The organism is Rhodococcus sp. O3, from assembly GCF_048897285.1.
Lineage (GTDB): Bacteria > Actinomycetota > Actinomycetes > Mycobacteriales > Mycobacteriaceae > Rhodococcus.
In genome coordinates this window covers 15,765-40,817 of sequence record NZ_JBMBTE010000045.1, presented here as the reverse complement: position 1 = coordinate 40,817, position 25,053 = coordinate 15,765, and the positions used below count along the sequence as shown (strand labels likewise).

Genomic DNA, 25,053 nt, shown 5'->3' with positions numbered 1-25,053 from the left:
GGACGCGGCGGTCCCGCCGGAGCGGGTCGGTGCGTACCTGCGCGAATTCGAGTCGTTGCTCGCGGGGTACGGGATCACCGGGTATCCGTACGGTCATTTCGCCGACGGCTGTCTGCACATCCGGCTGGACATTCCGCTCGAGGTTCCCGGGTTGCTGCGGGAATTCCTTTTCGCGGCAGGGCAACTCGTCGCGTCGTACGGAGGGTCGATGTCGGGGGAGCACGGCGACGGCCGCGCCCGCAGCGAACTGCTGCCCCTGATGTATTCGCCTGCGGCGCTCCGGTTGTTCGGCGCGGTGAAGACCGTGTTCGATCCCGACAACATCCTCAACCCGGGAGTGCTCGTCGACCCGGCGCCGGTTGATCGTGATCTGAGAGTTCCTGCCGCACAGATCATCCGGAAGGATCTGGCGTTCCGGTACGAGGACGACGGCGGTGACTTCACCCGGGCTGTGCACCGCTGCACCGGCGTCGGCAAGTGTCGCGCCGACACGACCGCGACCGGCGGGGTGATGTGCCCGTCCTATCTGGCGACGCGCGAGGAGAAGGACTCCACTCGCGGGCGGGCGCGGGCGCTGCAGGAGATGCTCAACGGCGGTCTGGTCACCGATTCGTGGCGCTCCCGCGAGGTGCACGAGGCGCTCGATCTGTGCCTGTCCTGCAAGGGTTGTGCCTCCGACTGTCCCACCGGCGTCGACATGGCTACGTGGAAATCCGAAGTGCTGTACCAGACTTACCGGAACCGTCCGCGCCCGGCCGCTCACTACTCGCTGGGGCGATTGCCGCGCTGGGCGGCGTGGGCGAGCCACGCCCCGCGTCTGGTCAACGCCGTCGCGGGGATGCCCGGGGTCGCGGCTGCCGGACTGACGGTCGCCGGACTGGATCGGCGGCGCAGCGTCCCGCGGTTCGCGACACGCACGTTCCGGCGCTGGTTCGCCGACAGCGCGGCCTCGCGGTCGCGGACGGGCGATCCGGTGCTGTTGTTCGTCGACACCTTCACCGACTACTTCACTCCCGACGTCGGCATCGCCGCCGTGCAGGTGCTCGAGTCGGCCGGATTCCGGGTGTGTGTCACCGAGCGGCAGCAGTGCTGCGGTCTCACCTGGATCACCACCGGACAGCTCGACGCTGCACGAAAAATACTGGGCCGCACAGTCTCCGAGCTGTTCCGCATTGGGGTGCCGATCGTGGGGCTCGAACCGTCGTGCACCGCCGTCCTGAGATCGGACACCGTGGATCTGCTCGGGTCGCAGTCGGCGCGGACCGTCGCACGGTCCACGGTGACGCTGGCCGAACTGCTCGCCGACCGGCCGCTGCCGTCGCTAGCCGGCACCACCGTCGTCGCGCAGCCGCACTGCCACCACCACGCCGTGATGGGCTGGGACACCGACGCCGACCTGCTGCGGCACGCCGGCGCGGACGTGTCCCGGATCGGCGGATGTTGCGGTCTCGCAGGGAACTTCGGTGTCGAGCGCGGCCACTACGAGGTGTCCGTCGCGGTCGCCGGGCACCAGCTTCTCCCGGCGGTCGAGGCGGCGGCCGACGACCATGTCGTCCTCGCCGACGGCTACTCGTGCCGCACCCAGATCGCCGATCTCACCGATCGTCGCGGGATGCACCTGGCCGAACTCCTCGCCTCCCGCCTCCCCGCCCCGCCCGGGTGACGGGAAGCGATACTCGGGCGGCCAGGGCGAACGGTCCCGTCACCCGGGGCGGTGGCGGCCGGTGCGGGGCACGAAGTTCACGGGGCGCCGAGTCCGGCGATCGGTTACCGGCGCAACACGGCCTCGGCGCGGGACGTACCGCACGGGTCGCGGTCCGAGTTCGTAGGGGATCTGTAGGATTTGGCGGGTCTTGGCGTCGATGTCACAGTTGCCCGACGCCACCGAATGCAGGATGCCGTTGTAGACGAGGTCCCAGAGGTCGGGGTTGGCCTGGATCTGCGCGAGCGACAAACTGCGTAGCTCGTTGCCGTGTGTGTCGCCGAAGGAGAGGGATCGGATGCCCCTGCCGACGTAGACGCGAATACGAGTGAGGTGGTAGGTGTCGACCCACGAATTCTGCTTCTGCACCCAGGAGGCTCCGGCCGCGGTCCAGCGATCGCCCGTGAAGTACATGAACCAGGAAGAGACTCCCATGATTGCCCAATAGCCCCACCAGGACATCCATTCCAAGCCCAGGTTCTGCGCGGTGCCGTACAACGCCAGTACTGCGACCATCACTACGACCCCGCCGAACCGGTCGAAGAACCTCGGCTGAGCGCACTCGAGCATCGGCCCGAACTCGGCGGGTGGTGGGGCAGGTCGAGTGCGTGGCAAGCGGTCGCTGGGAGTGTTCGGGCGTTGATGCCCCACCCGTGGCGCGCGAGGAGGCCGGGGTTGGCCGGTGACCGGGTCGGGCATCGGCGGCAGCTCGATGCCGGAGTGAGGGGCGTTCACCAGAGTCGTCTTCTGTCGGCACGCTTTCCGGTGGGGCGGGGGCCGAGTTCGTAGGGAATCTGCAGGATTTGGCGGGTCTTGGCGTCGATGTCGCAGTTGCCGGATGCGATGGAGTGGAGGATGCCGTTGTAGACGAGGTCCCAGAGGTCGGGGTTGCCTTGGATCTCACTGATTTTGAACGAATGGATTTCGTTGCCGTGCTCGTCACGCAGACGCAGGACGCGGTTGGTTCCGTCAGCAGAGAAGCGGATGCGGGTGAGGCGATAGGTGTCGACCCAACTGCTGCGCCACTGGACCCAGGTGGCGCCGGCTGCGGTCCAATGATTCCTGGTGGCACGGAACATTATCCAGGATCCGACGATGAGAAGTGCCCAGTACCACCACCAGTGGAGCCATTCGAATCCACCGGTTCGAACGATCGCGAACACGACGAGTATTCCCGCCAGTGCTGCGGCCGCACCGTATTGAAGGCGGACGCTCGGTTGGATCCACTCGAGCATGGGTCCGTGGCCGCTGGGCAATGGGGGCGGATTGTGGGGTTGACGGTCCTGCGGTGTCTGCTCCTTTCCCTGATGGATTCGGGGTGCGCGGGGTGGACGAGGTTCGCCGGTTGCCGCGTCGGGGATCGGGGGCAGATCGGATGTGTGCATTTTGTGGTCCTCAGAAGAGATTGCCGACCCAGCGTGCCGCTGAGCCGGCGGCGCCGGAGATGTCGTCCCAGTGTTCGATCACTTCACCGACTCCGAACGCGACGCCGACGCCGGCCCCTACGGCAAGCAGTGTGACGGGCCCGCCAGCCGCACTGGCGAGGATCAATTCCGTTGCGACGGTTCCCGCGACGAATCCTCCGACATCCTTGGCGACGGCTTTGATCGCTGCGTCGCTGTCTTCAGCGTGGTAGACGTCGAATCCTGTTTGGCCGATGGTCAAGAGCAGGCCTGCTCCCGGAACCTTCGATCCGAACTTGGCGAGTGCTGAACCCTCGGTGAAAACTACATCCAAGTTTGTACCGAGAGCGTTGACGAGGCGATTGCCGCCAAGCCCCGCGAGCAGCCGAGAGTTCTCTGCGGCAAAGCGGGCGGCGTCGTCCGCGCCACCCTGGAATGCTCGCATTGCCCTGGCTGCGGCCGCTTCCGGATACGGATCGCCCAGACGAGCAGCTTCCGCGGCGAGTTCACCGAACCGGGACACCAGCGATGCCTGTTTGGCTGCGATCGGTCCCCACTTGGACAATTCGTTGACTGCGGTTCCGATGTATCCGGTGACGACGAACGCCAGGAGCCAACCCCACTGCGCCTCGGCGTCCTTCAGGATCGTGGTCGGGCCGCGGAGCGCCTCCGCGAACCTGCTGTGCGCTGCGCCCTCGATTTCGCGACCTTCGGCAACGAGCTCGAGCGCGGCGTTGTATGCCGCCACCTGACGGGCGCGAAGGACCTGCGGTGCAAGGTCGTACGAATTCGGATCGATCTCGATCGGTTCACCGATACCGATCCCGAACTCCACGGGCAGACCGGCTTCCGCCGCAGTCGTTTCGGCCTGCGTCATGCGGGCGCGAGCGGTGACGAGCTGGTCGGCGAAGGTGCGCAGGGCGGTGGCGATCGTGTCGGATTGGTCGGCGACCTCGGTGGTCCCGGAGATGATGCTGTCCAGGCGTCGTCGGAATTCGTCGCCGGTGGTGCCGATGAACTCGTGTTCCGACTCGGTGCGACCCGCGCGAGCCGACGCCAGTTGCCGGTTCACGCCGGCAGCGAGCGCGGCGAGAGAGTCGGCGCAGATGTAGCACGTCGCGGGGTCGCCGAAGACCCGGGTATCGATGCTCACCGCTGACCGCCCTGGGCGATGTTCTGCGTGTTCTGTGCTTCGAGTTCCTGGTAGTCGCGCAGATCGTTTTGGGTGAGATCGGCTGCGTTGGCCAGCGACCGCACGGCCAGATCCAGCGCGCATGCGAGCGCGCCCAGGGATTCCGCGAGCAGCGCGGTGGATGCTCCGGCGTCGGGCAGATCGGCACTCTCGGAGCCGAGTTCGTTGAGCCCGTCGGCTCCGGTGGCCAGGTTCCTCGCCACCGCGTTGAGATCCCCGATTTCGATGCTCACGAGGTTTCCGCCCGTCCGAGCGGGTCGCGCAGCCAGCTGCGTGGCTGCGTGTACTCGTCTTCCGACGGGGGAGGCGGTGGTGGTGGCTGTTTGCCGTCGAGGAGGACGACGTCGTAGCCGGTGGTGCGATGGATTTGCTGCAACCCGGCGCTGTCGACGCCCATCCACGCCTGCCGGGGGCCGCAGCAGCGGGTCAGTTCCGGGAGCGAGGTGTACGCGGGCAACGCCAATCGGCCGTCGGGCAGTGATCGCATCTCCAGCTGAACCTGCCCTGAACCGTCACGCCGACGGGTCGGTACGAACAGAATTTCCCCCATCGAATCCCCCGATTCCGCCGCACCCCCGTACGACCCGCCCGGGACGATACCGCAACCGCGATGAGTTTCCGTGCGCTGCCCGGTCTGTACACGCGACCGTACTGATGCGACCTCAGGAGACCATCATGACCTCGACTTCTACGTTCACGAGCACCGCCGCCGCCGATGCTGCGCCGTCGAAAGGCGCCCGGATCGCCGGGCTGATCGTCAGCGGACTCGTCGTGCTGTTCCTGCTCTTCGACTCGGTGATCCACGTGCTCAACACGTCCCAGGTGCAGGAGGCCATGGCCGACCTGGGATTCGATCCGAGCCTCAACCGCGTGTTCGGCATCGTGCTGCTCGTGTGCCTGATCGCGTACGTGGTTCCGGCGACCTCGATCCTCGGTGCCGTGCTGCTCACCGGCTATCTCGGTGGCGCGGTCGCGACGAATCTGCTCACCGAGCAGCCGATCGTGAGCACCACCCTGTTCCCGATCTACACCGGCATCTTCGTGTGGGGCGGCCTGTGGCTGCGCGATCTCCGGGTCCGGCGGATCATGCCGATCCGGCGCGGGTGACCACGACGAACGGGCCGACCTCGCTCACCGTGAAACGCGGATCGTCGAACAGCGCCTTCGGGAACGTCACCGTGTAGCGACGCACGTTCGGGTCGTTCGGGTACACGTCTTCGGCCAGTCGGAGCGTGTACCCTTCGGCGCTCTGCCGGAACACCACCGCGTCGGGGGCCCGCCACGGCGCGGCGTCCCATGCGGCGAGCAGTTCGTCGGGGGTCTCGAGTTCCGCCCATTCGGCGATCGCCGCGGCCCGTGCCGGGAAATCGGCGAGGGGATTCGCGTAATGCGAAGTGAGAGCCTGGAATCCGTAGTACGGGTAGTAGGCGAGGAAGGTGGTGTCGGCGGTGAGCACGACGATGTCGTGGCGGTCGCGGCCGAGCTGCGAGGTGATGGTCTCGTCCACTTCCGCGAAGTACGACGCCGCGCCCGGCGGTCGCTGGTCGGCGCGTTCGCCGTTGCCGTCGGTGTCGGTGTAGGCGACGGTGATCTCCCCGGCGAGGACCTGCGGGATGTTCTGGGTGAACGCGACTGCGCCGAGCGCGCCGACGGCCACGAGGGACCAGCGCACCCGCGGATTGTCGCTGCTGGCCAGCACGATCCAGCGGGTGAAGTCGACGAACGCGAAAGTGCCTGCGGCGCCGAGCAGCACCAGCAGGATCACCTCGAGCCGGAACGCCAGGAGCGTGGTGCCGACGGCGGTCAGCGCCAGAGACGCGAGGTACCACAGGTATACGGCGACGACACCGAGCCCGAGTGCCTGCGCCCGGCGTGACGACGATGCCCGGCCGACGAGCCACACGGTGCCCAGCAGGCACAGCAGCCCGATGAGCGAGGCGTGGAACATCGGCAGCGGCAGGCGCGCGCCGGCCTCGGGCAGGTAGTGGGTCGCGGTGCCGGACCCGGCGAGTTGCGCGCCGCCGAGGACGCCGAGCAGGAACGGTAGCCACACGATGAGCGCGACCACGATCGCGATCGCAGCCATGACGGCCAGGCGGACGACGACGGGAATCACCGCCCGCCACGTCCCGGCCGCGCGCCACGCGAGCGCCGCGGCCACCACGGCCATCACCACCACCGCGAACGCGGCGAGCCCCAGGTAGAGGGTGTAGAAGGTGGCGGCCAGGCCGAGGAACAGGCCGGTGCCCAGCACGGCCCCCCATCCCTGCCGCGTCCCTTGCGGTGTGCCTTTGTGGCGGTCCTGACCGCCAGAAAGGCACACCGGCGCGAAAGCGCCCCACGCCAGCACCAGGGCGGCGGGCAGCAGCAGCGCGATGATCGCCCCGTACGGTTCGGGGGAGCCGTAGGCGAGCACGATCGCGGTCGTCGCGGTCGCGACGAGCACCGCGAGATCCGACCGCACCAGCTCCGACCACAGCACGACGGCCACCGCCGCCGTCACCGCCAGCGAGGCGATCGCGTACGGCTTGAACGCCTCCCAGCCGTCCGTGCCGAGCACGTTCGCGACGCGACCGCCCACCCAGAACCAGCCCGCCGGATAGAACGGCGGCAGATCCGCGTACGTCATGTCGTGCAGCGCTGCCGAATCCGTGAAGCGCGTCAGGTACTCGGTGCGGAACTCCTGGTCGACGGACACGCCGTGCAGATACAGCTTCGTCGCGGCCAGCGGCATCCCCAACGTCGCTGTCACCAAGCCCGACAGTCCCGCCCACGACAGCACCCGCGCCACCCACGGCCACCGGCGCCGCCGCAGCATCCACACCGACGCCGCGAGCACCGCCAGCGCCGCGACCTGCAGCACCGTCGTGATCGCCTGCGTCACGTTCGACGAATTGAACGCCGGCCACTGCACCCGCGCGAACGCGAACAGTCCGACCGCGGCGACCACTGCGGCGACGACTGCGGCGCACGCGAACTGCGTGAGCGCCGAGACGACGCGGCGTGCGGGGGCTACTTCGGAGGCGGTGAGCACCATCCGAGCATAGGGGGACGCGTGGTGCCGCCCGCGGCGCGGCAACCGCAGATTCGAGTAGTGCCAATGCTGGCCTCGAGCCCACTTGATCTTGCATGCTGGATGGAAGCGACGGTGGCCGGACACGCCACCGGCAGGAGCATGTCCGCCATCGCGTCAGGGGGTCGCCCGGAAACACCGGGTGAAGTCGAACGGAAGGCTGGACTCATGAGACGAACATCCGTGCGCGCGTTGTTCGCTGCACTCGTGGCAGCACCGCTCCTCGTGGCCGGGGCCGCACAGGCCGCGGCAGACCCGGTGATCCTGCCGGGACCTCCCGGAGGCGCCATCGACGGGAATTTGTCCGACAACGAAGGCACCGAGTCCTATCAATGCGTCATCGTCGGGCAACCCGGCGTCGGCTACGCGTCGAACGCACCAGGTCAAAGCGGCGACGTGAACGGCGTCTTCACCAACGAAGGTTTCGTCAACCACGCCTGCTACGGGCTGAACGACGGATTCTCGACCGGAGTCGGCTACCTGCAGTAGAGACGCGACCGCCCCGCCGGATATCGAACCCGGCGGGGCAGCGGCGAAAGAACTCTAGACCGGCAGCTTACGGAAGATCGCGCGCGGGATGTGCCGCAGCGCCATCATCACGAAGCGGAACGGTCCGGGCGCCCACACGATTTCCTTGCCCTTGTCGGACGCGGCGACGGCCAGCGCGGCCACATCCTCCTTGTTCACGGTGAGGGGCGCTTCCTTGACGTGGGCGCTGAACTTGGTGCGCACCATGCCCGGTCGCACCACGGTGACCTTCGGCCCGAACGGGGCGAGCGCCTCACCGAGACCGAGGTAGAAGCCGTCGAGACCGGCCTTCGTCGAGCCGTACACGAAGTTGGCGCGCTTGACGCGCTCACCGGCCACCGACGACATCGCGATGATCCGGCCGAAGCCCTGCGCCTTCATCTTCTCGCCGATCAGCACACCGACCGACACGGACGCGGTGTAGTTGACGTTCGCGACGAGCACGGCCTTGCGCTGGTTCTGCCACAGTTCCTCGGGGTCGCCGTCGAGCGCGAACGCGACGATCGCGATGTCGACATCGCCACCCGCCCACGCTTCGTCGATGACCTTCGGGTGGCTCTCGGTGTCGAGGGCGTCGAAGTCGACCAGGTCGACCTTCGTCGCGCCCGCGGCCTTCACCTGTGCGACCGCGGACTCGCGCAGCGGATCGTTCGGCAGCGCGGCGAGCACGACGCGGGCCGGTGCCTTGCGCAGGTACTCCTCGACGATGGCCAGGCCGATCTCGGAGGTGCCACCGAGCAGCAGCAGGGTCTGGGGGTTGCCGACGGCATTGATCATCAGTGGAGTTCCAACCTTCTGGACATATCGGAGGCGAAGACGTTGGTGGGGTCGACCGAGCGGCGGACCTTGAGCCACTCGCCGATGCGCGGGTACATCGCGTGGAACGTCTCGGCGGTGGTGCGCGAATCCTTCGCCGTGTAGAGACGACCCCCGAATTCGAGGACGCGCTTGTCGAGCTCGGTCACGAACTCGTTCAGGCCCGCCTTGATCGGGAAGTCGACGCAGATGTTCCAGCCCTTCATCGGGAAGCTCAGCGGCGCCTTGTTGCCCTCACCGAACAGCTTGAACACGTTGAGGAACGAGTAGTGCCCGGACTTCTGGATGTCGACGATGATGCGCTTGAACTCGTCGACGGCCTCGGGCGGCACCACGAACTGGTACTGCAGGAAGCCCTTGGAACCGTAGGCGCGGTTCCACTCACCGAACAGGTCGAGCGGGTGGTAGAACTGCGTCAGATTCTGGACCTGACCGGTGGCGTTCTTCGTCTTCCGGTAGTACAGCTCGCCGACGATACTGAAGTCGAACTTGTTCGCCAGACCGTTCGGGAAGATGTCGGGGAGCGTCAGCAGGGTCGGCGCGTTGAACCGCAGCGGATCCTTCTGCAGCTTCTTCGGCAACTGATCGAGCTTGGCCAGCGAACCCCGCGACACGGCGGCACGGCCGAGCTTCGGCGGCGCCGAGATCGCGTCGAACCACGCGCTCGAGTAGTCGTAGTTGTCCTCGGAGCCGTCGCTGTGAAGGGCGATCGTCTCGTCGAGACCCGAGGTGCGCACGCTGTCGGCGATGAAGTACGCCGTCTCGGTCGGCGTCATCTCGATGGTCGCGCGCAGGATGATGCCGGTCAGGCCCATGCCGCCGACGGTCGCCCAGAACAGCTTCGAGTTGCGGCCGCCGGGGGTGATCGTGCGGACCTGGCCGTCGGCGGTGAGCAGGTCCATGGAGCGGACGTGGTTGCCGAAGCTGCCCGCGCTGTGATGGTTCTTACCGTGGATGTCGGAGCCGATGGCGCCACCGATCGTCACCTGGCGGGTGCCCGGGAGCACCGGAACCCACAGGCCGAACGGCAGCGCGGCCTTCATCAGCTGGTCGAGGGTCACGCCCCCGTCCACGGTGACGAGCCGGGAGTCCCGGTCGATCGTGTGGATCTTGTTCAGCGCCGTCATGTCGACGACGAGGCCGCCGGCGTTCTGCGCGGGGTCGCCGTAGGAGCGGCCGAGGCCACGGGCGATGACGCCGCGACGCAGGTGCGCCGGCTTCGACTCGTTCTGCTCCGCGACCCGGGCGACCGCTGCGGCGATCAGCTCGACGTCGGGGGTGGACAGCACTTCCGCGGTGGTCGGCGCAGTGCGCCCCCAGCCGGTCAGAGTGCGGGTCTGGGTTGGGAGCGGCGCAGTCGCCTGCTCTGCAGCTGTCGTGGACATCGGCATAGAGGCTACCCGCGCGTCCGGGCAGGTCCGCAAGATGCCGTTTGTCACCCGCCGTACGGTCGCGTGATGATCTCGAGGCTGTGACCGTCCGGATCGCTCCAATACACGCCGCGCCCGCCGTCGTGTGTATTGATTTCGCCGGACCGCCGGTGCATCGGATCGGCCCAGTACTCGAGGCCGCGGTCGCGGATGCGTCCGAAGATCGCGTCGAAGTCGGATTCGCCGACGAGGAAGGCGTAGTGCTGGGGCCGGACGGGCCCGCTGTCGGTCATGAAGTCCAGCGAGACGTCGTTGTCGACCTGCACGACCAGGAACGGGCCGAACGGTTTCGGGGCGGCGAGCCCGAGGATGTCGGCGAAGAACCGGGCCGAGGCGTCGCGGTCGCTGGCGTGGACGATGGTGTGGTTCAGTTCGACGGCCATGCCCCGATCGTGCAACCTCGAGTCGACTCGAGGTCAAGGCCCGCGTGACCTGGGCGTTATTCTCGACGTCGTGCCCGAAATCCACGACGTGTCCGAGCCCGAGCACCGGGCACCCCTGCCGGTCGAGATTCCCGTCACCGAGAACATCGCGGACGACGCGCTCGACCTGAAGACCCAGATCGTGCGGTTCGTGCTCACCGGCGGGCTGTCGGCGATCGTCGACTACGGCCTGTACGTGCTGCTCATGGCGTTCGGCGTCACCCGCGACCTCGCGAAGGCGATCTCCTTCGTCGCCGGCACGACGACCGCCTACCTCATCAACCGGCGCTGGACGTTCAAGGCCGAGCCGAGCCGCGCGCGGTTCGTCGCGGTGGTGATCCTGTACGCGGTCACATTCCTGGCGCAGGTCGGGATCAACCGCCTGCTCAACGAGTCGCTGCCCGACCAGTGGTGGCGTATCCCGTTCGCGTTCGTCGTCGCGCAGGGCACGGCGACGGTGATCAACTTCGTGGTGCAGCGTGCGGTGATCTTCCGCATCCGCTGATCGGCCGGTGGTCGGCGGGCGGCGGTCTGCCCTGCTGTGACCGAGCGAATGTATCGCTCGTCTCCTTGGATCGACTGAGCGATACATTCGCTCGGATACGAGGGGCGCGCGGCGCGCTCGAAATCTGCGGGGCCGCTCAGCCGCGCTTGGCGCGGCGGAAGGAGAAGTCCCGGTAGCCGAAGAAACTCGCGGTCGCCGTCACAACCGTGATCGCGATCTGCGACGGGATCGGCGGGAACCCGAGCACCGAGACGGCCACGGTCATCAGGGCGAGGTTCAGCAGGAACGCGCTCAGGTTGACCGTCACGAACCGCCACAGGTCCCGGAGCACGTGACCGCGCACCCGGAACACCAGGTAGCGGTAGGTCGAGAAGGCACACAGGACGTTCGACGCGTAGCCCGCGACGATGGCGAAGTGGTAGCCGAGGGTGTCGCCGACGGCGAGCTGCCAGACGATGAACCATGCGGTGCCCAGCGCGGTGTTGAACGCGCCGACCAGCAGGAACGCCACCGCCTGGTTCCGGAACAGGCGCATGAGCGGGCCGGGCGCCCCCGACATCCCGCCGGGTGCGCGGACAGGGTCGGGAGCGGACACCGGCGTCGCACTCAACCCTGGAACCGCGGCAGCGAACCCGCCGCGACCGCGTCGGCCAACGACGGGGCCGCCTGGTCCTTCGCCGAGAGTTCGTAACGCAGCGGTTGGCCGTCGCGGCCCGTGGTGGGCCAGTCGATGCCGATTTGCGGGTCGAGGGGGTTGATCTCGTGTTCGCGCTCGGGGTTGTAGGTGGTCGAGCACAGGTAGGCGACGGTCGAGCCGTCGGCGAGGGAGCAGAAGGCGTGGCCGAGACCTTCGGTCAGGAAGATCGCGCGGCGGTCGACGTCGTCGAGCAGGACCGCGTCCCACTGTCCGAAGGTGGGGGAGCCGACGCGCAGGTCGACGGCGACGTCGAGCACCGCACCGGAGACGCAGGTGACGTACTTGGCCTGGCCGGGCGGGACGTCGGCGTAGTGGATGCCGCGCAGCACCCCGGCGGCGGAGACCGAGCAGTTGGCCTGCGCCAGCTCGAGCGGGCGACCGGAGGCGTCGGTGAAGGTGGGTTGCTTGAACCACTCGTAGAACACGCCGCGGTCGTCGCCGAACTGGCGAGGGGTGATCTCCCAGGCCCCGGGGATCTTCAGTTCGCGGTAGTGCACCGTCAGTTTCCTTCCCGGTCGAGCAGGTCGAGCAGATAGCTGCCGTAGCCGGACTTGACCAGCGGCGCGGCCAGGGCGCGCAGGTCGTCGTCGGTGATGAAGCCGAGTCGCCACGCGACTTCTTCGGGGGCGCCGATCTTGAGGCCCTGGCGTTGCTCGATGGTACGGACGAAGTTGCCGGCGTCGAGCAGCGAGTCGAACGTGCCGGTGTCGAGCCAGGCGGTGCCGCGGGGGAGCACCTCGACCTGGAGCCGGCCGGCCTCGAGGTAGGTGCGGTTGATGTCGGTGATCTCGTATTCGCCGCGGTCCGACGGGCGCAGGCCACGGGCGATCTCGACGACGTCGTTGTCGTAGAAGTACAGACCGGGAACCGCGAAGTTCGACTTCGGGGTGGCGGGTTTCTCCTCGAGCGACAGGGCCCGGCCGTCGGCGTCGAACTCGATCACGCCGTAGGCGCTGGGGTCGGAGACGCGGTAGGCGAACACCGCACCGCCGTCGAGGTCGGCGAAGCGGGTGAGCTGGGTGCCGAGCCGGGGACCGTAGAAGATGTTGTCGCCGAGGACCAGGGCGGCGCCGCCGTTGCCGATGTGGTCGGCGCCGAGGACGAACGCCTGGGCCAGGCCGTTCGGTTCCGGCTGGACCTTGTAGCTCAGGTTCACCCCGTAGCGGGAGCCGTCACCGAGCAGCCGCTGGAACTGCGGCGCATCCTCGGGGGTGGTGATGATCAGGATGTCGCGGATTCCGGCGAGCATCAGCGTCGACAGCGGGTAGTAGATCATCGGTTTGTCGTAGACCGGAACGAGCTGCTTGCTCACTCCCAGCGTGATCGGATGGAGCCGAGACCCGGTGCCGCCGGCGAGAATGATTCCGCGCATGAGGGACAGTGTCCCACCCCGGGGCGGACGCGAACCAACGAGCGCGCCCCCGGTAGGGTTGCCGCATGCGGCTGCTCGTCACCGGCGGTGCCGGATTCATCGGCGCGAACTTCGTGCACCAAACCGTCGCCGAACGCCCCGACGCGCAGGTGACGGTGCTCGACAAGCTCACCTACGCCGGCAACCGCGCCTCCCTCGACCCCGTCGCCGACCGCATCCGATTCGTGCAGGGCGACGTCGCCGACGCGGACCTCGTGGATGCGCTGGTGGCCGAGTCGGACCTGGTGGTGCACTTCGCCGCCGAATCGCACAACGACAACTCCCTCGCCGATCCGTCGCCGTTCGTGCAGACCAACCTGATCGGCACGTTCACCCTGCTCGAGGCGGTGCGCCGGCACTCGGTGCGCTACCATCACATCTCCACCGACGAGGTGTACGGCGACCTCGAACTCGACGACCCGGCGCGGTTCACCGAGGCCACCGCCTACAACCCGTCGAGCCCGTACTCCTCGACCAAGGCGGGCTCGGACCTGCTGGTCCGGGCGTGGGTGCGCTCGTTCGGCGTGGCCGCGACCATCTCGAACTGCTCGAACAACTACGGGCCCTATCAGCACGTGGAGAAGTTCATTCCGCGGCAGATCACCAACGTCCTCGACGGCGTCCGGCCCAAGCTGTACGGCACCGGGGAGAACGTGCGGGACTGGATCCACGTCGACGACCACAACCGCGCGGTGTGGACGATCATCGACAAGGGTGAGATCGGGCAGACCTACCTGATCGGAGCGGACGGGGAGACGAACAACCGCACCGTCGTCGAGACCGTTCTCGAGCTGTGCGGCAAGGACCGCACCGACTTCGACTTCGTCACCGACCGGCCCGGCCACGACCTGCGCTACGCCATCGACGCGACCCGGCTGCGCACCGAACTCGGCTGGGAACCGCGCTACCGCAACTTCCGCGAGGGTCTGGCCGCGACCATCGACTGGTACCGCACCCACGAGGACTGGTGGCGTCCGCAGAAGGACGCGACCGAACTGGCCTACGCCCGCTCCGGCGAGCGCACACTCGGCCGCGCCGACTGACCCATCGCGCGTCGCGTCGACTCCAGCGTCGCGGCGATCCCGGCCGGCAGCGGCCGATGGCTGCGACGGTCCAGCTCCGGCCACACCACCGACCGTAACCGCAGGTCCCGGCCTTGTACCGACGCGAGCGGCGACGACGCCAGCACCACATTGGGGCGACGCCGGAACACCGTGCGGCAGGCGCCGAGGATCGCGCCGATCGTCACCGACCGGCCCGACGCGAAGATCTTGGTGCTCACCCCGCCCGGTTCGGCCTCCGCCCGGTCCAGCGCGTCGACCACCATTTCTCCCGCATCGGCGACGAACAGGTAGTCCCGCAGGGTGTCCATCGAGACGTAGATCGAGACCGGCGTCCCCGTGAGATAGCCGCGGCACAGGTGCGAGATGAGTCCCTGCGGCTTGTCCAGGTTCTGCCCCGGCCCGTACAGGTTCGCGAAGCGCCCGATCACCGCGGTCGCGCCGGTCTCGCGGGCGAAATCCGTGACGACCGCCTCGGCGGCCAGCTTGGCGTGTCCGTACGGACCGAGCGGGGCCGTGGGGGTGTGCTCCGAGTGCGGTGCGCCCATCGCGGCCGCGTACACCCCACCCGCCGACGACGCGTGGAACACCGTCCCGTTCTCGGCGCTGCCGCCGGACGCGCGGGCGAGTCCGTCGAGCACGTCGCGCAGCAGGTCGTTCTCGGCCGCGAAGGCTTCCGGGGTCGTCCCGTTCACGCCGGCGCCGGCGCACCACGCGACCCGCCACCGCCCGCCGCGGGTGCTCCGGACGAACCGGTCCGCATCGGCCAGCAGCACGGATCGGGCCTGCTCCGGCTCGTCCCACGGCACCGTGCTCGTCGTCACCGGGACGTCGCGGCGACGCAATTCGCGGGTCACCCACGAACCGAGCAGTCCTCCGCTTCCGACGACCCAGGTCGGTGCCGGCACGGCTATCCGCTCCGGAAGGACTCGAGGTCGGGATAGCGCTGGGTGCGGCCCAGCGGGCCGGACTCGGGATCGCTGACGATCAGATACGGCGGCTTGCCCATCGCCGTCTTCACCGCCACCCCGACGTACTCGGCGATCACCCCGAGGGAGAACAGGACGGCCCCGAATCCGAGCAGCAGGATGACCGTCGTCGACGCCCAGCCCTGCACCGGGATGCGGTTGCCGAAGAACAGGGAGGACACCAGCACCCACACCGCCCACAGGAAACCGCCGGTGGCCAGGACCACGCCGAGCAGGCTCACCATGCGCAGGCCCTTGGTTCCGCTCGACAGCACCATCCGCCAGAAATGCGACAGCAGGCTGCGCAGCCGGTACCCGGAGGCCCGTCCCTGCTCTTCGCGCAGCTCGACCGGGCTGGTGGTCACCTTCCCCGCGATCCAGCCGAGCGCGACGTCGAGGTAGGCCTCCGACCCCGCGTAGGCGGCGAGGGACCGTCCCACTTCGCCCAGCACCAGACGGAAACTCTGATAGTCGGTGCTGTCGGAAACGGCCAGCGCCCGGGCCAGGAACCACTTGGATCCCCGGGACGCCGCGTTCCGCAGCGCGCCGTGCGGCGCCGGATTCGTGGGCTTCGCGTACACGACGGTCGCACCCTCGTCGAGCGCGGTGTCGAGCAGGCCGCCGATGGCGGCCGGGTCGTGCTGGCCGTCCTCGTCGAGCGTGACGATCCACTCGCCACCACTCGACGCCATGCCCGCAAGGGTCGCCGGATGCTGGCCGAAGTTCCGGCTGAGCCACACCCCCGCGACGAACGGGTACTTCGTGGACAGCTCGCGGATGACACGAGCCGAATTGTCGGGGCCGTTGTCGTGGACGAGCAGGACCTCTTCGACCACCATGGGACGGCCGCCGGGTGTCAGGGTGACATCGGTCAACGGAACGATCTGCTCGAGCAACGTACCGAGGGTGTGTTCGCCCTGGTAGACCGGCACGACAATCGACACGCGGTGTGGCGTGCCCGTCGCTGCCGGGTTGTCGCTGCTCACAATCCGGCAGTTTATACGTCGCGTGGGGCAGTTTCCGGGCACGAACCGTACCGATGTACGGTGTCGCCGTCCACCGGCCTGCCCGCGCGGGCCCCACAGAGAACGGGATGAGCAGTGACGAGGCCGAAACTCTCCGTCGTAATTCCGGCCTACAACAACGCGCCGTTCATCGAGGCCACGGTCGAGTCCGTGCTCGCGCAGGACTTCGGGGATTTCGAGCTGATCATCGCCGATCACAGTTCCCCCGACGGCACCGCCGACCTGCTCCACAAGTACGAGGACGACCCGCGCGTGACGCTGCTGTCGACCCCGGCGGGCGGCGGCGCTCCCCGGAACTGGCAGCGCGTGACGGCCGAGGCCACCGGGGAGTACGTCAAGCTGGTGTGCGGCGACGACCTGCTCTATCCGGGTGCCCTCTCGGCCCAGGTGGCGGCGCTGGATGCGCACCCGTCGGCGGTGGCGGTGGCGTCGCAGCGGGACATCCTCGACGCGCGCGGCGAGAAGATGATCGGCGGACGCGGGCTCCAGGGACTGTCCGGCCTGGTGCCCGGTGCGGAGGCGATCCGGCGCACGGTGCGCCTCGGCACCAACGTCTTCGGCGAGCCGATGTGCGTGACGATGCGGCGCGACGTTCTCGAACGGGCCGGCGGATGGGACGGCCGATTCCCCTACCTCATCGACATGGCCTCCTACTCGAAGGTGCTGTTCCACGGCGATCTGTACGCGCTCCGGCAGGTCGTCGGCGGGTTCCGGGTCAGTGCCGGTCAATGGAGCGTGGCCCTCGTCGCCGAGCAGGCCCGGCAGGCGAAGGCCTACCACCGGTGGGTGGCCGAAGAACTGCCCGGCGGGCTGCGGGCCGCCGACGTGTGGAAGGGAAATCGCCGCGCCGAACTCTCCGCGCTGCAACGGCGGGTGTTCTACACCCTGTTCCGGTCGCGTCTCACCCCGCCGTAGCGGCCGCGACCCGCGCCCGGTCTTCTTCCGGGCGTTCCTTCCGGGTCTTCCGTCGGTCCCGCAGGTACAGCACCTCCATGACCGCGGCGCCGGCGATGCCCAGGCCCAGTCCGACGAATCCGACTCCCTGTCCCGGCGGGGTCCAGCTCACGACGAGGTCCCCGCCCTCGGTCCCGGCGGGAATGTCCACGGCGAGGAACATCTCGTCCACCGACCGCGCTTCCAGCGGCCGGCCGTCCAGCGTGACCGTGTAGCCGGGCCAGTTCAGGCGGGCGAAGACGACGCGTCCGCCGTCCACCGAATCGACGCGGACCCGGCTGGTCGCGTAGTCCTCGGCCATCGAGGTCGCGGTCACTCCCTCGGTGAAGGAGATGCGCCCGTTGCGGCCGCTGATCGGCCCGTCGATCCGCTCCAGGACCACCGCGTCGACGGCATCCGCGGACCCGGGCGGGGACTGCACCCACCGCCAGCCGGGCGGTGCCGGCTCCGAGTCGGCGTCCGGGTACTGCCGGCGCTGGAGCACCACCCGATCCACGAGCATCAGATCCACGTAGGTCCGGCCGGTACTCGGTTCGGTGGCGAAGGCGGCGGCGAACGCGTCGTCGCAACTCGATCCGTCGTGCCGCATGCACAGGTGGAAGGCGAATTCCTCGAAGCCGATGGGGGTGTAGGCGTTGACGTAGGTCTCGTCGAGGGACTTGGCGAAGTTGCCGAACACGAGGGAGCGATAGACGCCCTCCGGGTTCGCCGTCCAACGCAGCACCAGGGCGCGGTCGCCGAGTTGCAGCGTGGTCCCCGGCCGGTCCGGGAAGTTCGCCTTCGCGACCGACTGCCGGGCCGGCAGATCCCACGCGAGCGGGTGCGGGGTCGTCGAGGCCACCTGGAAGTACACGACCGGCAGGGCCGAGAGCAGCAGGATCGTCGTCACCACCCACTCGCCGGCGTGGCGCGCGGTCCACAGGACGAGGGCCCCGACGAGGAGGACGGCGGCGGCCCAGAGCACGTGACGATTCATGAACTCCGGGGACGAGGACCCCGCGCGCAACGTCATCACCAGCACGAGCGTGGCCGCCGCACCCGCGCGGGCCGGGAGATTGCGGAGCGTGCCGTGGCGGCTGACCAGCACGCACACCACGACGAGTGCCGCGAGGGCGAACATCGGCAGCAGCCGCGCCGGCCAGCGCAACGGCCCCATCACACTGGGTCCCGCCGTCGCGATCAGCATCGCGGCGAGGAAGATCAGTGCGCCCGCGAGGCTGCGCACCGAGCGGTGCACGGCTTTCCAGTCCACGAAGGCGAGCGCCGGGACGGCGAACCAGGCGATGTAGGTGACGGGGAACGGCTGGACCTCCCCGAACCAGGCTTCGATGGCGGGCAACGCCGAGGGGATGCCGGAGTTGAGGGTGTCCGACCAGGGTGCCGTGAGGAAGTTGTCGTTCTGGAAGCCCTGGTCGGAGCGCCAGGTGACGGAGCTCGACAGGACCCCGGGTAGATAGGTGATCAGTCCGCCCGCCGCGGCGCAGGCCCCCACGATCGCCAGTTTCAGCGAGGGGCGCCACGACTGCCGATGGATCCGTTCGCCGATCACGAGGCAGCCGGTGAGGATCCCGGCGACGAGGGCGGGAAAGACGTAGCCGACGCTGATCGCGAGATAGAGGAAGACGAACGCCGGCAGGGGACCGGAGCGGCCGCGCAGGTAGCGCAGCGAACTCGCCCACGCCTGGGCCACCCAGGCGGCGCCGGTGAGGGCCGTGACCCAGGTCGCCTGGTCGAAGAACAGCGCGAACCCGGTGAAGGGAACCGCGGCGCCGGCCACCGCGGCCCAGGGCGCGCGGGCGCCGTACTCCAGGCAGATCCGGTACACCCCGAGCGCCAGCAGGACGGAGAAAGCCCACTTCACACCGGTCGCGAGCAGCACCATGTTGTCGACCGACGGTGAGATCAGGTTGACGAGCAGTTGCGGCGGATTCCAGAGCCCGCCCTGTCCCTCGACCGGATAATTGCCGGCCATCCACTGTTCGGGCACGAGACTCGGGAACTGTCCGGTCCGCAGAATCCGGCCGAGGAAGATCCAGTTCGGTACCGCACCCGATTCGGTGTCGTCGGTGTAGAACCACCGATCGTCGGCCGCCAGGATCACCAGATAGGTGACCGTCACCGCCGCCGTCACCACGGTGCCCCAGAGCCAGCGCTGCCGCCGCGACGCGAGTTCGACGGCGGACGTCACATGCGCTCCAGGGGGTCGGGACGGGGACTGGCCAGGGGCCTCAGGATAACGCGGGGGTGCTCGGGAAACGCCCGACCCGGCGGGCGGCGATTCGCAGTCCTGTCTGCCGCTTCCAGGCACGTTGGTAGCCTGGGACGAGTTGTGTGCTGGGGGAAGCAAACGCTCTGAGAGCAAGGCTCTGAAAGGTATTCGGACGGAATGGACAAAGCCGAAATCGCTGCGATCGAACCGGCAGGAGGGGTCGGCGCCGCGGCCGACGGCTCGTCCGTCCTCGAGCGTCCCGCCGCCCGGCAGACCGCTCAGCGAGCGCTGTTCGCGGGGCCGTCCCCGCTGGTCAGCGACGACATGTACGTCACCGCCAAGGGGACCGTGGACCGCGAGCGGACCCGCGTGCACCTCGGCCGCCGGAGCCGTATCGAAACGGACACCTACTTCGGCAGGTTCCCCGCCAGCTACTGGCAGCGCTGGACCGCGGTCACCGAGGTCGCGTTCGAAGCCGAGATCGACGGCGACGGCCGCATCGAACTGGTCGCCACCGACACCCTGGGCCGGCGACGGATCGTCGCCACCACTCCCGTGTCGTCGAAGGGCGCGCCCACCACGGTGACGGTGTCCACCCCGATCGACCGCTTCGTCGACGGTGGTGCCCTCTTCGCGCGGATCTCCACGAGCTCCGGCGAGCTGACCGTCGACAACGCCCGCTGGACGGTCCCCACGCCGAAGTCCCTGCGCAAGGCCGCGGTCGTCATCTGCACCTTCAACCGCGCCGACGACTGCGCGGCGACGCTGGCCGCCATGGCGAACGACCCGACGGCGATGGCCGACGTGCAGTCGATCCACGTGGTCGACCAGGGCAACGACCGGGTGGAGACCCGGCCGGAGTTCCGCCGCGTCGCCTCCGAACTCGGCGACCGCCTCGTCTACGTCACGCAGCCCAACCTGGGCGGTGCCGGCGGATTCACCCGCGGCCTGTACGAGGTCGCCGGGGCGTCGCGCAACCCCGGGGCCAACATCGTGTTCATGGACGACGACGTCCTGTGCGAACCGGAAGCGGTGGTCCGGCTCAACACGTTCGCGAACTGCACCGTCGAACCCGCGATCGTCGGCGCGCAGATGCTGTACCTGCTGCATCCCGACCGGGTCCACGTCGGCGCCGAGGTCGCGGACCTGCAGCGTCTCCAGGCCGGTATCGAGGTGCAGAACGCGTTCGCGGACAAGAGCACGCTCAAGAAGCAGCAGGAGATCCGGGTCGACGCCGGTTACAACGGCTGGTGGTCGTGCCTGATCCCGTCGGAGGTCGTCGAGAAGGTCGGCTACCCGCTGCCGTTGTTCTTCCAGTGGGACGACATCGAGTACGGCTACCGCTCGCGGGCGAACGGTGTCGCGACCGTCACGCTCCCCGGCGCCGCGGTGTGGCACGCGGACTTCGCGTGGAAGGACTGGGACGAGTGGCACCGCTACTTCAACCTCCGCAACGCCATGATCACCGCCGCGCTGCACACCGAACTCGACGGCAAGGCACTGGCCAAGCAGCTGCGGACCGACCTGTTCCGCTACCTCGTCTCCATGCAGTACGGCATGGCGTTCACCCTGATCAAGGCCATCGAGGACTTCCTGCGAGGACCCGAATTCCTGCGCGACGGGGGCATGGAGGCCGCGGCCGCCATCCGTCGTGAGCGCGCGGAGTACGGGGAGACGATCCGCCACAACGCGAACAACGTGCCGGACCTTTGTGCGGCCGACATGTTCATCACCCCGGCCGGACCGCCTCCGCGCAAGAGCCTCGAATGGGCGGTGCTGGCCAAGCGCGCCGTCAACCAATGGCGTGGCACGCTCCCGGCCGATCCGGTCGCGATCCCGTCGTCGGACGCGCACTGGTGGCACGTCTCGCTGTTCTCGCACGCCGTGGTCACCGACGCCTCCCAGGAAGGTGTCCGCGTCCGCAAGCGGGACAAGAAGCGGGCCGTCGCACTGCTCCGGCGCGGTATGCAGGCGCTGCAGGCACTGAAGAAGGAGACGCCCGCGGTGTCCCTGCGGTATCGCGAAGCCGCGCCGCAGCTCACCAGCCGCGAGAACTGGGCCCGCCTGTACGGGCAGTAGCCCATGGCCGATCGGACCCCGGCGGGCGCGCGGGATGCAGTCCTCGTCGCACTGCTGGGTTCGATCGTCGCAGCGTGGGGGTCGTGGCGGCCCTCCTTCTGGTACGACGAGCTGGCCACCCTCTCGGTGGCCCAGCGCTCGCGCGTCGACCTGGACCGGGTGCTCGGCAACGTCGACGTCGTCCACGGCCTCTACTACGTGGCGATGTGGTACTGGTTCACCGTGTTCGGGGCCTCGGAGTTCTCGGCACGGGTGCCGAGCGTCCTGGCCGTGGGCGCCGCGGCCGGCGGCGTCGTCGTCCTGGGCCGGAAACTCGGCGACCGCCGGCTGGGCGTGATCGCGGGCGTCGTCTTCCTGCTGCTCCCGCGCGTGACGTGGGCCGCGGTCGAGGCCCGCAGCTACGCCCCGTCCGCGGCCGCCGCCGTGTGGCTGACCGTGCTGCTCATCGTGGGGTGCGAGTCCGGCCGGGTCCGATGGTGGCTGCTCTACGCCGCCGTGCTGGCGCTGTCGGTGGTGCTGTTCGTGTACACGATCGCGCTGATACCGGCCCACCTGATCACCCTGGCGCTGCGGGGCGACCTGCGGCGTCGCGGGCGCGCGTGGCTGGGGGCGGTCGTCGCGGGCTCGGCTGTGGCCGTCCCGCTCGTGGCGGAGGCGTTCGCCCAGGCCGGGCAGACCACGTGGATTCCGCCGATCGACCGGAACCTGCCGCGGATCGTCTGGGAGTACCAGTGGTTCCTGGGCGCCCCCTGGTTCGCGGTGGCGTTCACGGTGTTGATCGTCGTGGGGCTCGTGGCGGCTCTACTACGACGCACGCGGGTGCAGCGACACGGTGTTCTCGTGGTGGCCGTGCCGTGGATCGTCGTGCCGATGGCGATGCTCGTGACGTACTCGCTCGTCGCGTCCCCGGTCTACCTGGACCGGTACCTGACGTTCACGACCCCGGCGGTCGCCCTGGTCGGTGCCGCTGCCGTCGCGGCCGTGGCCGTCCGGACGTGGGCGAGTGTCGGCGTCACCGGTGCGCTGGTGCTGCTGTCCGTGCCGTCGTTCGTCGCGCAGCGCGGCCAGTGGTCCGACCCCAGCGGCATGGACTTCAGCACGGTCAACCACGACGTCGCCGGTCGGCTGGCGCCCGGTGACTGCGTGCTGTTCGGGGGCGCCGCGTGGAATCCGGCGTCGCAGCGGCTGGTGATCACGGCCCGGCCGGAGACCTTCGCGGGCACCCGTGACCTGGGCCTGGGACGGACCGCCGCCGCGGAGGGCTGGCTGTGGGACGAGAACCTGCCGTTCCAGGCGGTCGCCGGGCAGCTGTCCACGTGCGAGGTGGTGTGGTTCTTCGCGGACGCCGAGCGGACGACCGAACAGCGGATCTACCACACGTCGAACCAGTGGTGGACGCTCCCGCCGCACCGGTTCGAGTCGACGCCGGAGTACGCCGGGCTCCTGCAGGCCGGTTTCCGGATCGACGAGCGCCGGCAGTTCAACGTCAGCCAGGTGATCCGTTTCGTGCGGTGACGTTCACCGCGGGTGCACTCAGACCCAGTAGGCGACGCGCGAGCGGTAGTTGCGCAGGACGACCAGCGCCAGCGCCCAGCCGACGACGGTCACCCCCAGCACGATCACCCAGTGGTAGAGCTGCTGGTCGCCGCCGAGCAGCGGCGTGCGCACGATGTCGAGGAAGTGGTACAGCGGGTTGATCTCGGCGATCCGCGCGCGGCCCTCGTTGCCGGTGCCCTGGAGGGTCTTCTCCGTCCAGATGATCGGCGTCATGAAGAACAGCAGCTGCACGAGGCTGCCGAGCAGCGGCGCGATGTCGCGGTAGCGGGTCGCCAGGATGCCGAACACCAGCGACACCCACACCGCGTTGATCGCGATCAGGGCGAGCGCGGGGATCGCGAAGACCGCCGTCCACTTCAACGGCTGCGGGAAGATGATCAGGATGACGAAGTAGATGACGATGTTGTGGGCGAACAGGATCATCTGCCGCCACACCAGCCGATACACGTGCACGCTCAGCGGCGTCGGCAGCTGTTTGATCAGGCCCTCGTTGGACATGAACACGTCCGCGCCCTCGAGGATGGATCCCTGGATCAGGTTCCAGACGATGAAGCCCAGCGTGACGTACGGCAGGAACTCGGCGAGGTCGAGGTTGAACAGCGTGCCGTAGAGCAGGCCCATCGCGACCGCGGACACCGCGGTCGCGATCGTGATCCAGAACGGGCCGAGTACCGACCGGCGATATCTCTGCTTGATGTCCTGCCATCCGAGGTGGAGCCACAGTTCACGATGGTTGAAGCCCTCGCGAAGGTCCTTGAACGCACGCTTGAACGTGCGCGAGGACGATTCGATCGGGGCATCGTCGAGGACGGAAGGGGCAGACACGGGTACCGAGGGTACTCGGCGCGCGGTTGCCTCTTCCCCGGCGAGGGCGTCGTTCACGCTCCGGTGAAGCGTTCCACGAGCACGTCGATGCGCCGGGATGTGTCCTGCGCGGGGATCCGGCCCGAGCGGGTGAGACCGACGAGGCCGTGCAGAGCGGCCCAGAAGACCTCGGTGAACAGCTCCGGATCGACCGCCCCGGACAACGGTCCCAGGGTGTCGAGCAGAACCTGGAACGCGTCGCGCAGCGGTGCGGGAGTCTCGGTGTCGGCGAACTGCAGATCGGTGGTGAGTTCGAACATCGCCTCGTACACGGCGGGGTGGGCCTGGGCGAAAGCGAGGTAGGTGGTCGCCAGCGCGCGCGGTCCGGGCTCTGTGCGGACGGCTTCGGTGAGTTCGTCCCCGAGTTGGACGAATCCGTCCAGCGCGACCGCCGTCACGATCTCGTCCTTGCCGCGGAAGTGGCTGTAGAGCACCGGCTGGCTGTATTCGATCTGCTCGGCCAGCCGCCGGGTGGTGACCGCGCCCCAGCCCTCGTCCTCGGCGAGTCGGCGGGCGGTCGACACGATCAGGCGGTGACGGGCGGTTCTGTCGCGGGCTTTGCGTTCGTTGACCGGCATCGTCGAATTCTAGCACTGCTAGTTCTTCGATCAGTGCTAGTGTTGTCATCGACAGAAGAACTAGCATTGCTAGATCCTGGAGGTCCCCATGTTGGACTCGGTTTCCGTCCTCACGGTCGTCATCGTCGGTTTGCTGGTGGGCGTGGAGTTCGCGGTCGCGGTGTTCGTCAACCCGATGCTCGCGCGCCTTCCGGGCGACGGCGCACTCATCGCACGCAGCGACGGCGCCCGCGTGCTCGGTCGCGCCATGCCGTTCTGGTACATCGCCTCGACAGTTCTCGGAGTGCTGTGGTCGATCCTCGCGTGGGGAGAGCCGCGCGTATCACTGGTGATCGTGGCGACGGCCCTGCTGGTGCTCAGCGTGGTGATGTCCGTCGTGCTGCTCGTGCCGATCAACAATCGCGTGGCCGCCTGGGCGGGCGGGGGAGCGCCGGACGATTGGCAGGATCAGGTGGGGCAGTGGGATCGCTACCACTACGTGCGGGTCGCCGTCCTCGTCGCCGCGTTCGTCCTCCTGGTGGTCGCGCTCGCGTGAGGTTCCGTGAGGGGTGATAGCGGCATCTATACAGTTCTGCTGGT

Annotated in this window: 26 protein-coding genes; 9 read left to right on the top strand and 17 right to left on the bottom strand. The window is 68.6% G+C overall.

Features of this window, described 5'->3' with window-relative positions; translation table 11 throughout:
- The coding region (locus tag ACN675_RS14795; protein ID WP_420751561.1) for an FAD-binding and (Fe-S)-binding domain-containing protein at positions 1–1,663 on the top strand (1,663 nt) is incomplete at its 5' end.
- Between the two features lie 39 nt (positions 1,664–1,702).
- Here the strand turns inward: ACN675_RS14795 and ACN675_RS14790 are convergent.
- From ACN675_RS14790 to ACN675_RS14770, 5 genes are all read right to left on the bottom strand, one after another.
- Complete coding sequence (locus tag ACN675_RS14790; RefSeq protein ID WP_420751560.1) at positions 1,703–2,218, bottom strand: hypothetical protein; 516 nt, start codon at positions 2,216–2,218, stop codon at positions 1,703–1,705.
- Between the two features lie 215 nt (positions 2,219–2,433).
- Positions 2,434–2,865, bottom strand: coding sequence for a hypothetical protein (locus ACN675_RS14785; protein WP_420751559.1), 432 nt, complete (start codon positions 2,863–2,865; stop codon positions 2,434–2,436).
- 232 nt (positions 2,866–3,097) lie between these two features.
- The gene (locus tag ACN675_RS14780; RefSeq protein ID WP_420751558.1) at positions 3,098–4,258 is read right to left on the bottom strand and encodes a hypothetical protein; all 1,161 of its coding nucleotides are present in this window, start codon (positions 4,256–4,258) and stop codon (positions 3,098–3,100) included.
- Complete coding sequence (locus tag ACN675_RS14775) at positions 4,255–4,530, bottom strand: hypothetical protein (RefSeq protein WP_420751557.1); 276 nt, start codon at positions 4,528–4,530, stop codon at positions 4,255–4,257. Before ACN675_RS14775 ends, ACN675_RS14780 begins: the two co-directional genes overlap by 4 nt.
- On the bottom strand, positions 4,527–4,784 hold the full coding sequence (locus ACN675_RS14770) for an SAV_915 family protein (RefSeq protein ID WP_420751556.1): 258 nt from the start codon (positions 4,782–4,784) through the stop codon (positions 4,527–4,529). Before ACN675_RS14770 ends, ACN675_RS14775 begins: the two co-directional genes overlap by 4 nt.
- A gap of 188 nt (positions 4,785–4,972) precedes the next feature.
- On the opposite strand from ACN675_RS14770, the gene ACN675_RS14765 reads away from it, so the two are divergent.
- On the top strand, positions 4,973–5,404 hold the full coding sequence (locus ACN675_RS14765; protein WP_420751555.1) for a DoxX family protein: 432 nt from the start codon (positions 4,973–4,975) through the stop codon (positions 5,402–5,404).
- Here ACN675_RS14765 and ACN675_RS14760 read toward each other — a convergent pair.
- The gene (locus tag ACN675_RS14760) at positions 5,382–7,334 is read right to left on the bottom strand and encodes a galactan 5-O-arabinofuranosyltransferase (protein WP_420751554.1); all 1,953 of its coding nucleotides are present in this window, start codon (positions 7,332–7,334) and stop codon (positions 5,382–5,384) included. The two genes, ACN675_RS14765 and ACN675_RS14760, sit on opposite strands and share 23 nt — an antisense overlap.
- 204 nt (positions 7,335–7,538) lie before the next feature.
- On the opposite strand from ACN675_RS14760, the gene ACN675_RS14755 reads away from it, so the two are divergent.
- Positions 7,539–7,859, top strand: coding sequence for a hypothetical protein (locus ACN675_RS14755; RefSeq protein WP_420751553.1), 321 nt, complete (start codon positions 7,539–7,541; stop codon positions 7,857–7,859).
- A 54-nt stretch (positions 7,860–7,913) separates the two neighbouring features.
- Here the strand turns inward: ACN675_RS14755 and ACN675_RS14750 are convergent, their stop codons facing one another.
- Genes ACN675_RS14750 through ACN675_RS14740 form a run of 3 tightly spaced genes read right to left on the bottom strand, consistent with a single transcriptional unit; the run spans position 7,914 to position 10,527 of the window.
- A complete protein-coding gene (locus ACN675_RS14750; RefSeq protein ID WP_420751552.1) occupies positions 7,914–8,675 on the bottom strand; it encodes a decaprenylphospho-beta-D-erythro-pentofuranosid-2-ulose 2-reductase in 762 nt (253 codons plus the stop codon).
- Positions 8,675–10,099: an FAD-binding protein gene (locus ACN675_RS14745; RefSeq protein WP_420751551.1), complete on the bottom strand. Its 1,425-nt coding sequence runs from the start codon at positions 10,097–10,099 to the stop codon at positions 8,675–8,677. The genes ACN675_RS14750 and ACN675_RS14745 overlap by 1 nt, the downstream gene beginning before the upstream one ends.
- Positions 10,100–10,149: 50 nt before the next feature.
- Entirely contained in the window at positions 10,150–10,527 is a 378-nt protein-coding gene (locus ACN675_RS14740) for a VOC family protein (protein ID WP_420751550.1), read from the bottom strand.
- On the opposite strand from ACN675_RS14740, the gene ACN675_RS14735 reads away from it, so the two are divergent.
- On the top strand, positions 10,526–11,071 hold the full coding sequence (locus ACN675_RS14735; protein WP_420751549.1) for a GtrA family protein: 546 nt from the start codon (positions 10,526–10,528) through the stop codon (positions 11,069–11,071). The genes ACN675_RS14740 and ACN675_RS14735 overlap by 2 nt on opposite strands.
- A gap of 136 nt (positions 11,072–11,207) precedes the next feature.
- On the opposite strand, the gene ACN675_RS14730 is transcribed toward ACN675_RS14735, so the two are convergent.
- The 3 genes from ACN675_RS14730 to rfbA are packed head-to-tail and all read right to left on the bottom strand — an operon-like array spanning position 11,208 to position 13,140.
- Entirely contained in the window at positions 11,208–11,681 is a 474-nt protein-coding gene (locus tag ACN675_RS14730; protein WP_420751548.1) for a GtrA family protein, read from the bottom strand.
- Complete coding sequence (gene rfbC, locus ACN675_RS14725; protein WP_420751547.1) at positions 11,678–12,265, bottom strand: dTDP-4-dehydrorhamnose 3,5-epimerase; 588 nt, start codon at positions 12,263–12,265, stop codon at positions 11,678–11,680. Before rfbC ends, ACN675_RS14730 begins: the two co-directional genes overlap by 4 nt.
- 2 nt (positions 12,266–12,267) lie before the next feature.
- Positions 12,268–13,140: a glucose-1-phosphate thymidylyltransferase RfbA gene (rfbA, locus tag ACN675_RS14720; protein ID WP_420751546.1), complete on the bottom strand. Its 873-nt coding sequence runs from the start codon at positions 13,138–13,140 to the stop codon at positions 12,268–12,270.
- A 65-nt stretch (positions 13,141–13,205) separates the two neighbouring features.
- Between rfbA and rfbB the strand changes: the two genes are divergently transcribed.
- Positions 13,206–14,222, top strand: a complete 1,017-nt coding sequence (gene rfbB / locus ACN675_RS14715; protein WP_420751545.1) for a dTDP-glucose 4,6-dehydratase — start codon at positions 13,206–13,208, stop codon at positions 14,220–14,222.
- On the opposite strand, the gene ACN675_RS14710 is transcribed toward rfbB, so the two are convergent.
- Complete coding sequence (locus ACN675_RS14710) at positions 14,180–15,148, bottom strand: NAD-dependent epimerase/dehydratase family protein (protein WP_420751544.1); 969 nt, start codon at positions 15,146–15,148, stop codon at positions 14,180–14,182. The two genes, rfbB and ACN675_RS14710, sit on opposite strands and share 43 nt — an antisense overlap.
- 2 nt (positions 15,149–15,150) lie before the next feature.
- Complete coding sequence (locus ACN675_RS14705) at positions 15,151–16,152, bottom strand: glycosyltransferase (protein ID WP_420751562.1); 1,002 nt, start codon at positions 16,150–16,152, stop codon at positions 15,151–15,153.
- Between the two features lie 156 nt (positions 16,153–16,308).
- On the opposite strand from ACN675_RS14705, the gene ACN675_RS14700 reads away from it, so the two are divergent.
- The gene (locus ACN675_RS14700; RefSeq protein WP_420751543.1) at positions 16,309–17,148 is read left to right on the top strand and encodes a glycosyltransferase family 2 protein; all 840 of its coding nucleotides are present in this window, start codon (positions 16,309–16,311) and stop codon (positions 17,146–17,148) included.
- Here ACN675_RS14700 and ACN675_RS14695 read toward each other — a convergent pair.
- Positions 17,135–19,375, bottom strand: a complete 2,241-nt coding sequence (locus ACN675_RS14695; protein ID WP_420751542.1) for a hypothetical protein — start codon at positions 19,373–19,375, stop codon at positions 17,135–17,137. The two genes, ACN675_RS14700 and ACN675_RS14695, sit on opposite strands and share 14 nt — an antisense overlap.
- Before the next feature lie 198 nt (positions 19,376–19,573).
- Here ACN675_RS14695 and ACN675_RS14690 point away from each other — a divergent pair, with 198 nt between their 5' ends.
- Both ACN675_RS14690 and ACN675_RS14685 read left to right on the top strand, forming a co-directional pair.
- Positions 19,574–21,475 (top strand): glycosyltransferase, encoded by a 1,902-nt coding sequence (locus ACN675_RS14690; RefSeq protein ID WP_420751541.1) that lies wholly within the window; start codon positions 19,574–19,576, stop codon positions 21,473–21,475.
- A 3-nt stretch (positions 21,476–21,478) separates the two neighbouring features.
- Positions 21,479–22,990, top strand: a complete 1,512-nt coding sequence (locus tag ACN675_RS14685) for a glycosyltransferase family 39 protein (protein WP_420751540.1) — start codon at positions 21,479–21,481, stop codon at positions 22,988–22,990.
- Between the two features lie 18 nt (positions 22,991–23,008).
- On the opposite strand, the gene ACN675_RS14680 is transcribed toward ACN675_RS14685, so the two are convergent.
- Together ACN675_RS14680 and ACN675_RS14675 are read right to left on the bottom strand one after the other, a co-directional pair.
- Positions 23,009–23,857: an ABC transporter permease gene (locus ACN675_RS14680; protein WP_420751539.1), complete on the bottom strand. Its 849-nt coding sequence runs from the start codon at positions 23,855–23,857 to the stop codon at positions 23,009–23,011.
- A 53-nt stretch (positions 23,858–23,910) separates the two neighbouring features.
- On the bottom strand, positions 23,911–24,474 hold the full coding sequence (locus tag ACN675_RS14675; protein ID WP_420751538.1) for a TetR/AcrR family transcriptional regulator: 564 nt from the start codon (positions 24,472–24,474) through the stop codon (positions 23,911–23,913).
- Positions 24,475–24,562: 88 nt separating this feature from the next.
- Between ACN675_RS14675 and ACN675_RS14670 the strand changes: the two genes are divergently transcribed.
- Positions 24,563–25,009 carry an anthrone oxygenase family protein gene (locus ACN675_RS14670; RefSeq protein WP_420751537.1) on the top strand — a complete coding sequence of 149 codons (447 nt, stop codon included), beginning with the start codon at positions 24,563–24,565 and terminating at the stop codon, positions 25,007–25,009.
- The last annotated feature ends 44 nt before the right edge of the window (positions 25,010–25,053 follow it).

Bases quoted from the DNA above. Each gene is read 5' to 3' on its own strand.
- ACN675_RS14790 (WP_420751560.1), bottom strand. From the start codon at position 2,218: ATGGTCGCAGTACTGGCGTTGTACGGCACCGCGCAGAACCTGGGCTTG.
- ACN675_RS14770 (WP_420751556.1), bottom strand. From the start codon at position 4,784: ATGCGATCACTGCCCGACGGCCGATTGGCGTTGCCCGCGTACACCTCG.
- ACN675_RS14765 (WP_420751555.1), top strand. From the start codon at position 4,973: ATGACCTCGACTTCTACGTTCACGAGCACCGCCGCCGCCGATGCTGCG.
- ACN675_RS14760 (WP_420751554.1), bottom strand. From the start codon at position 7,334: ATGGTGCTCACCGCCTCCGAAGTAGCCCCCGCACGCCGCGTCGTCTCG.
- ACN675_RS14755 (WP_420751553.1), top strand. From the start codon at position 7,539: ATGAGACGAACATCCGTGCGCGCGTTGTTCGCTGCACTCGTGGCAGCA.
- ACN675_RS14750 (WP_420751552.1), bottom strand. From the start codon at position 8,675: ATGATCAATGCCGTCGGCAACCCCCAGACCCTGCTGCTGCTCGGTGGC.
- ACN675_RS14745 (WP_420751551.1), bottom strand. From the start codon at position 10,099: ATGTCCACGACAGCTGCAGAGCAGGCGACTGCGCCGCTCCCAACCCAG.
- ACN675_RS14735 (WP_420751549.1), top strand. From the start codon at position 10,526: ATGCCCCGATCGTGCAACCTCGAGTCGACTCGAGGTCAAGGCCCGCGT.
- ACN675_RS14740 (WP_420751550.1), bottom strand. From the start codon at position 10,527: ATGGCCGTCGAACTGAACCACACCATCGTCCACGCCAGCGACCGCGAC.
- rfbA (WP_420751546.1), bottom strand. From the start codon at position 13,140: ATGCGCGGAATCATTCTCGCCGGCGGCACCGGGTCTCGGCTCCATCCG.
- rfbB (WP_420751545.1), top strand. From the start codon at position 13,206: ATGCGGCTGCTCGTCACCGGCGGTGCCGGATTCATCGGCGCGAACTTC.
- ACN675_RS14690 (WP_420751541.1), top strand. From the start codon at position 19,574: ATGGACAAAGCCGAAATCGCTGCGATCGAACCGGCAGGAGGGGTCGGC.
- ACN675_RS14685 (WP_420751540.1), top strand. From the start codon at position 21,479: ATGGCCGATCGGACCCCGGCGGGCGCGCGGGATGCAGTCCTCGTCGCA.
- ACN675_RS14675 (WP_420751538.1), bottom strand. From the start codon at position 24,474: ATGCCGGTCAACGAACGCAAAGCCCGCGACAGAACCGCCCGTCACCGC.
- ACN675_RS14670 (WP_420751537.1), top strand. From the start codon at position 24,563: ATGTTGGACTCGGTTTCCGTCCTCACGGTCGTCATCGTCGGTTTGCTG.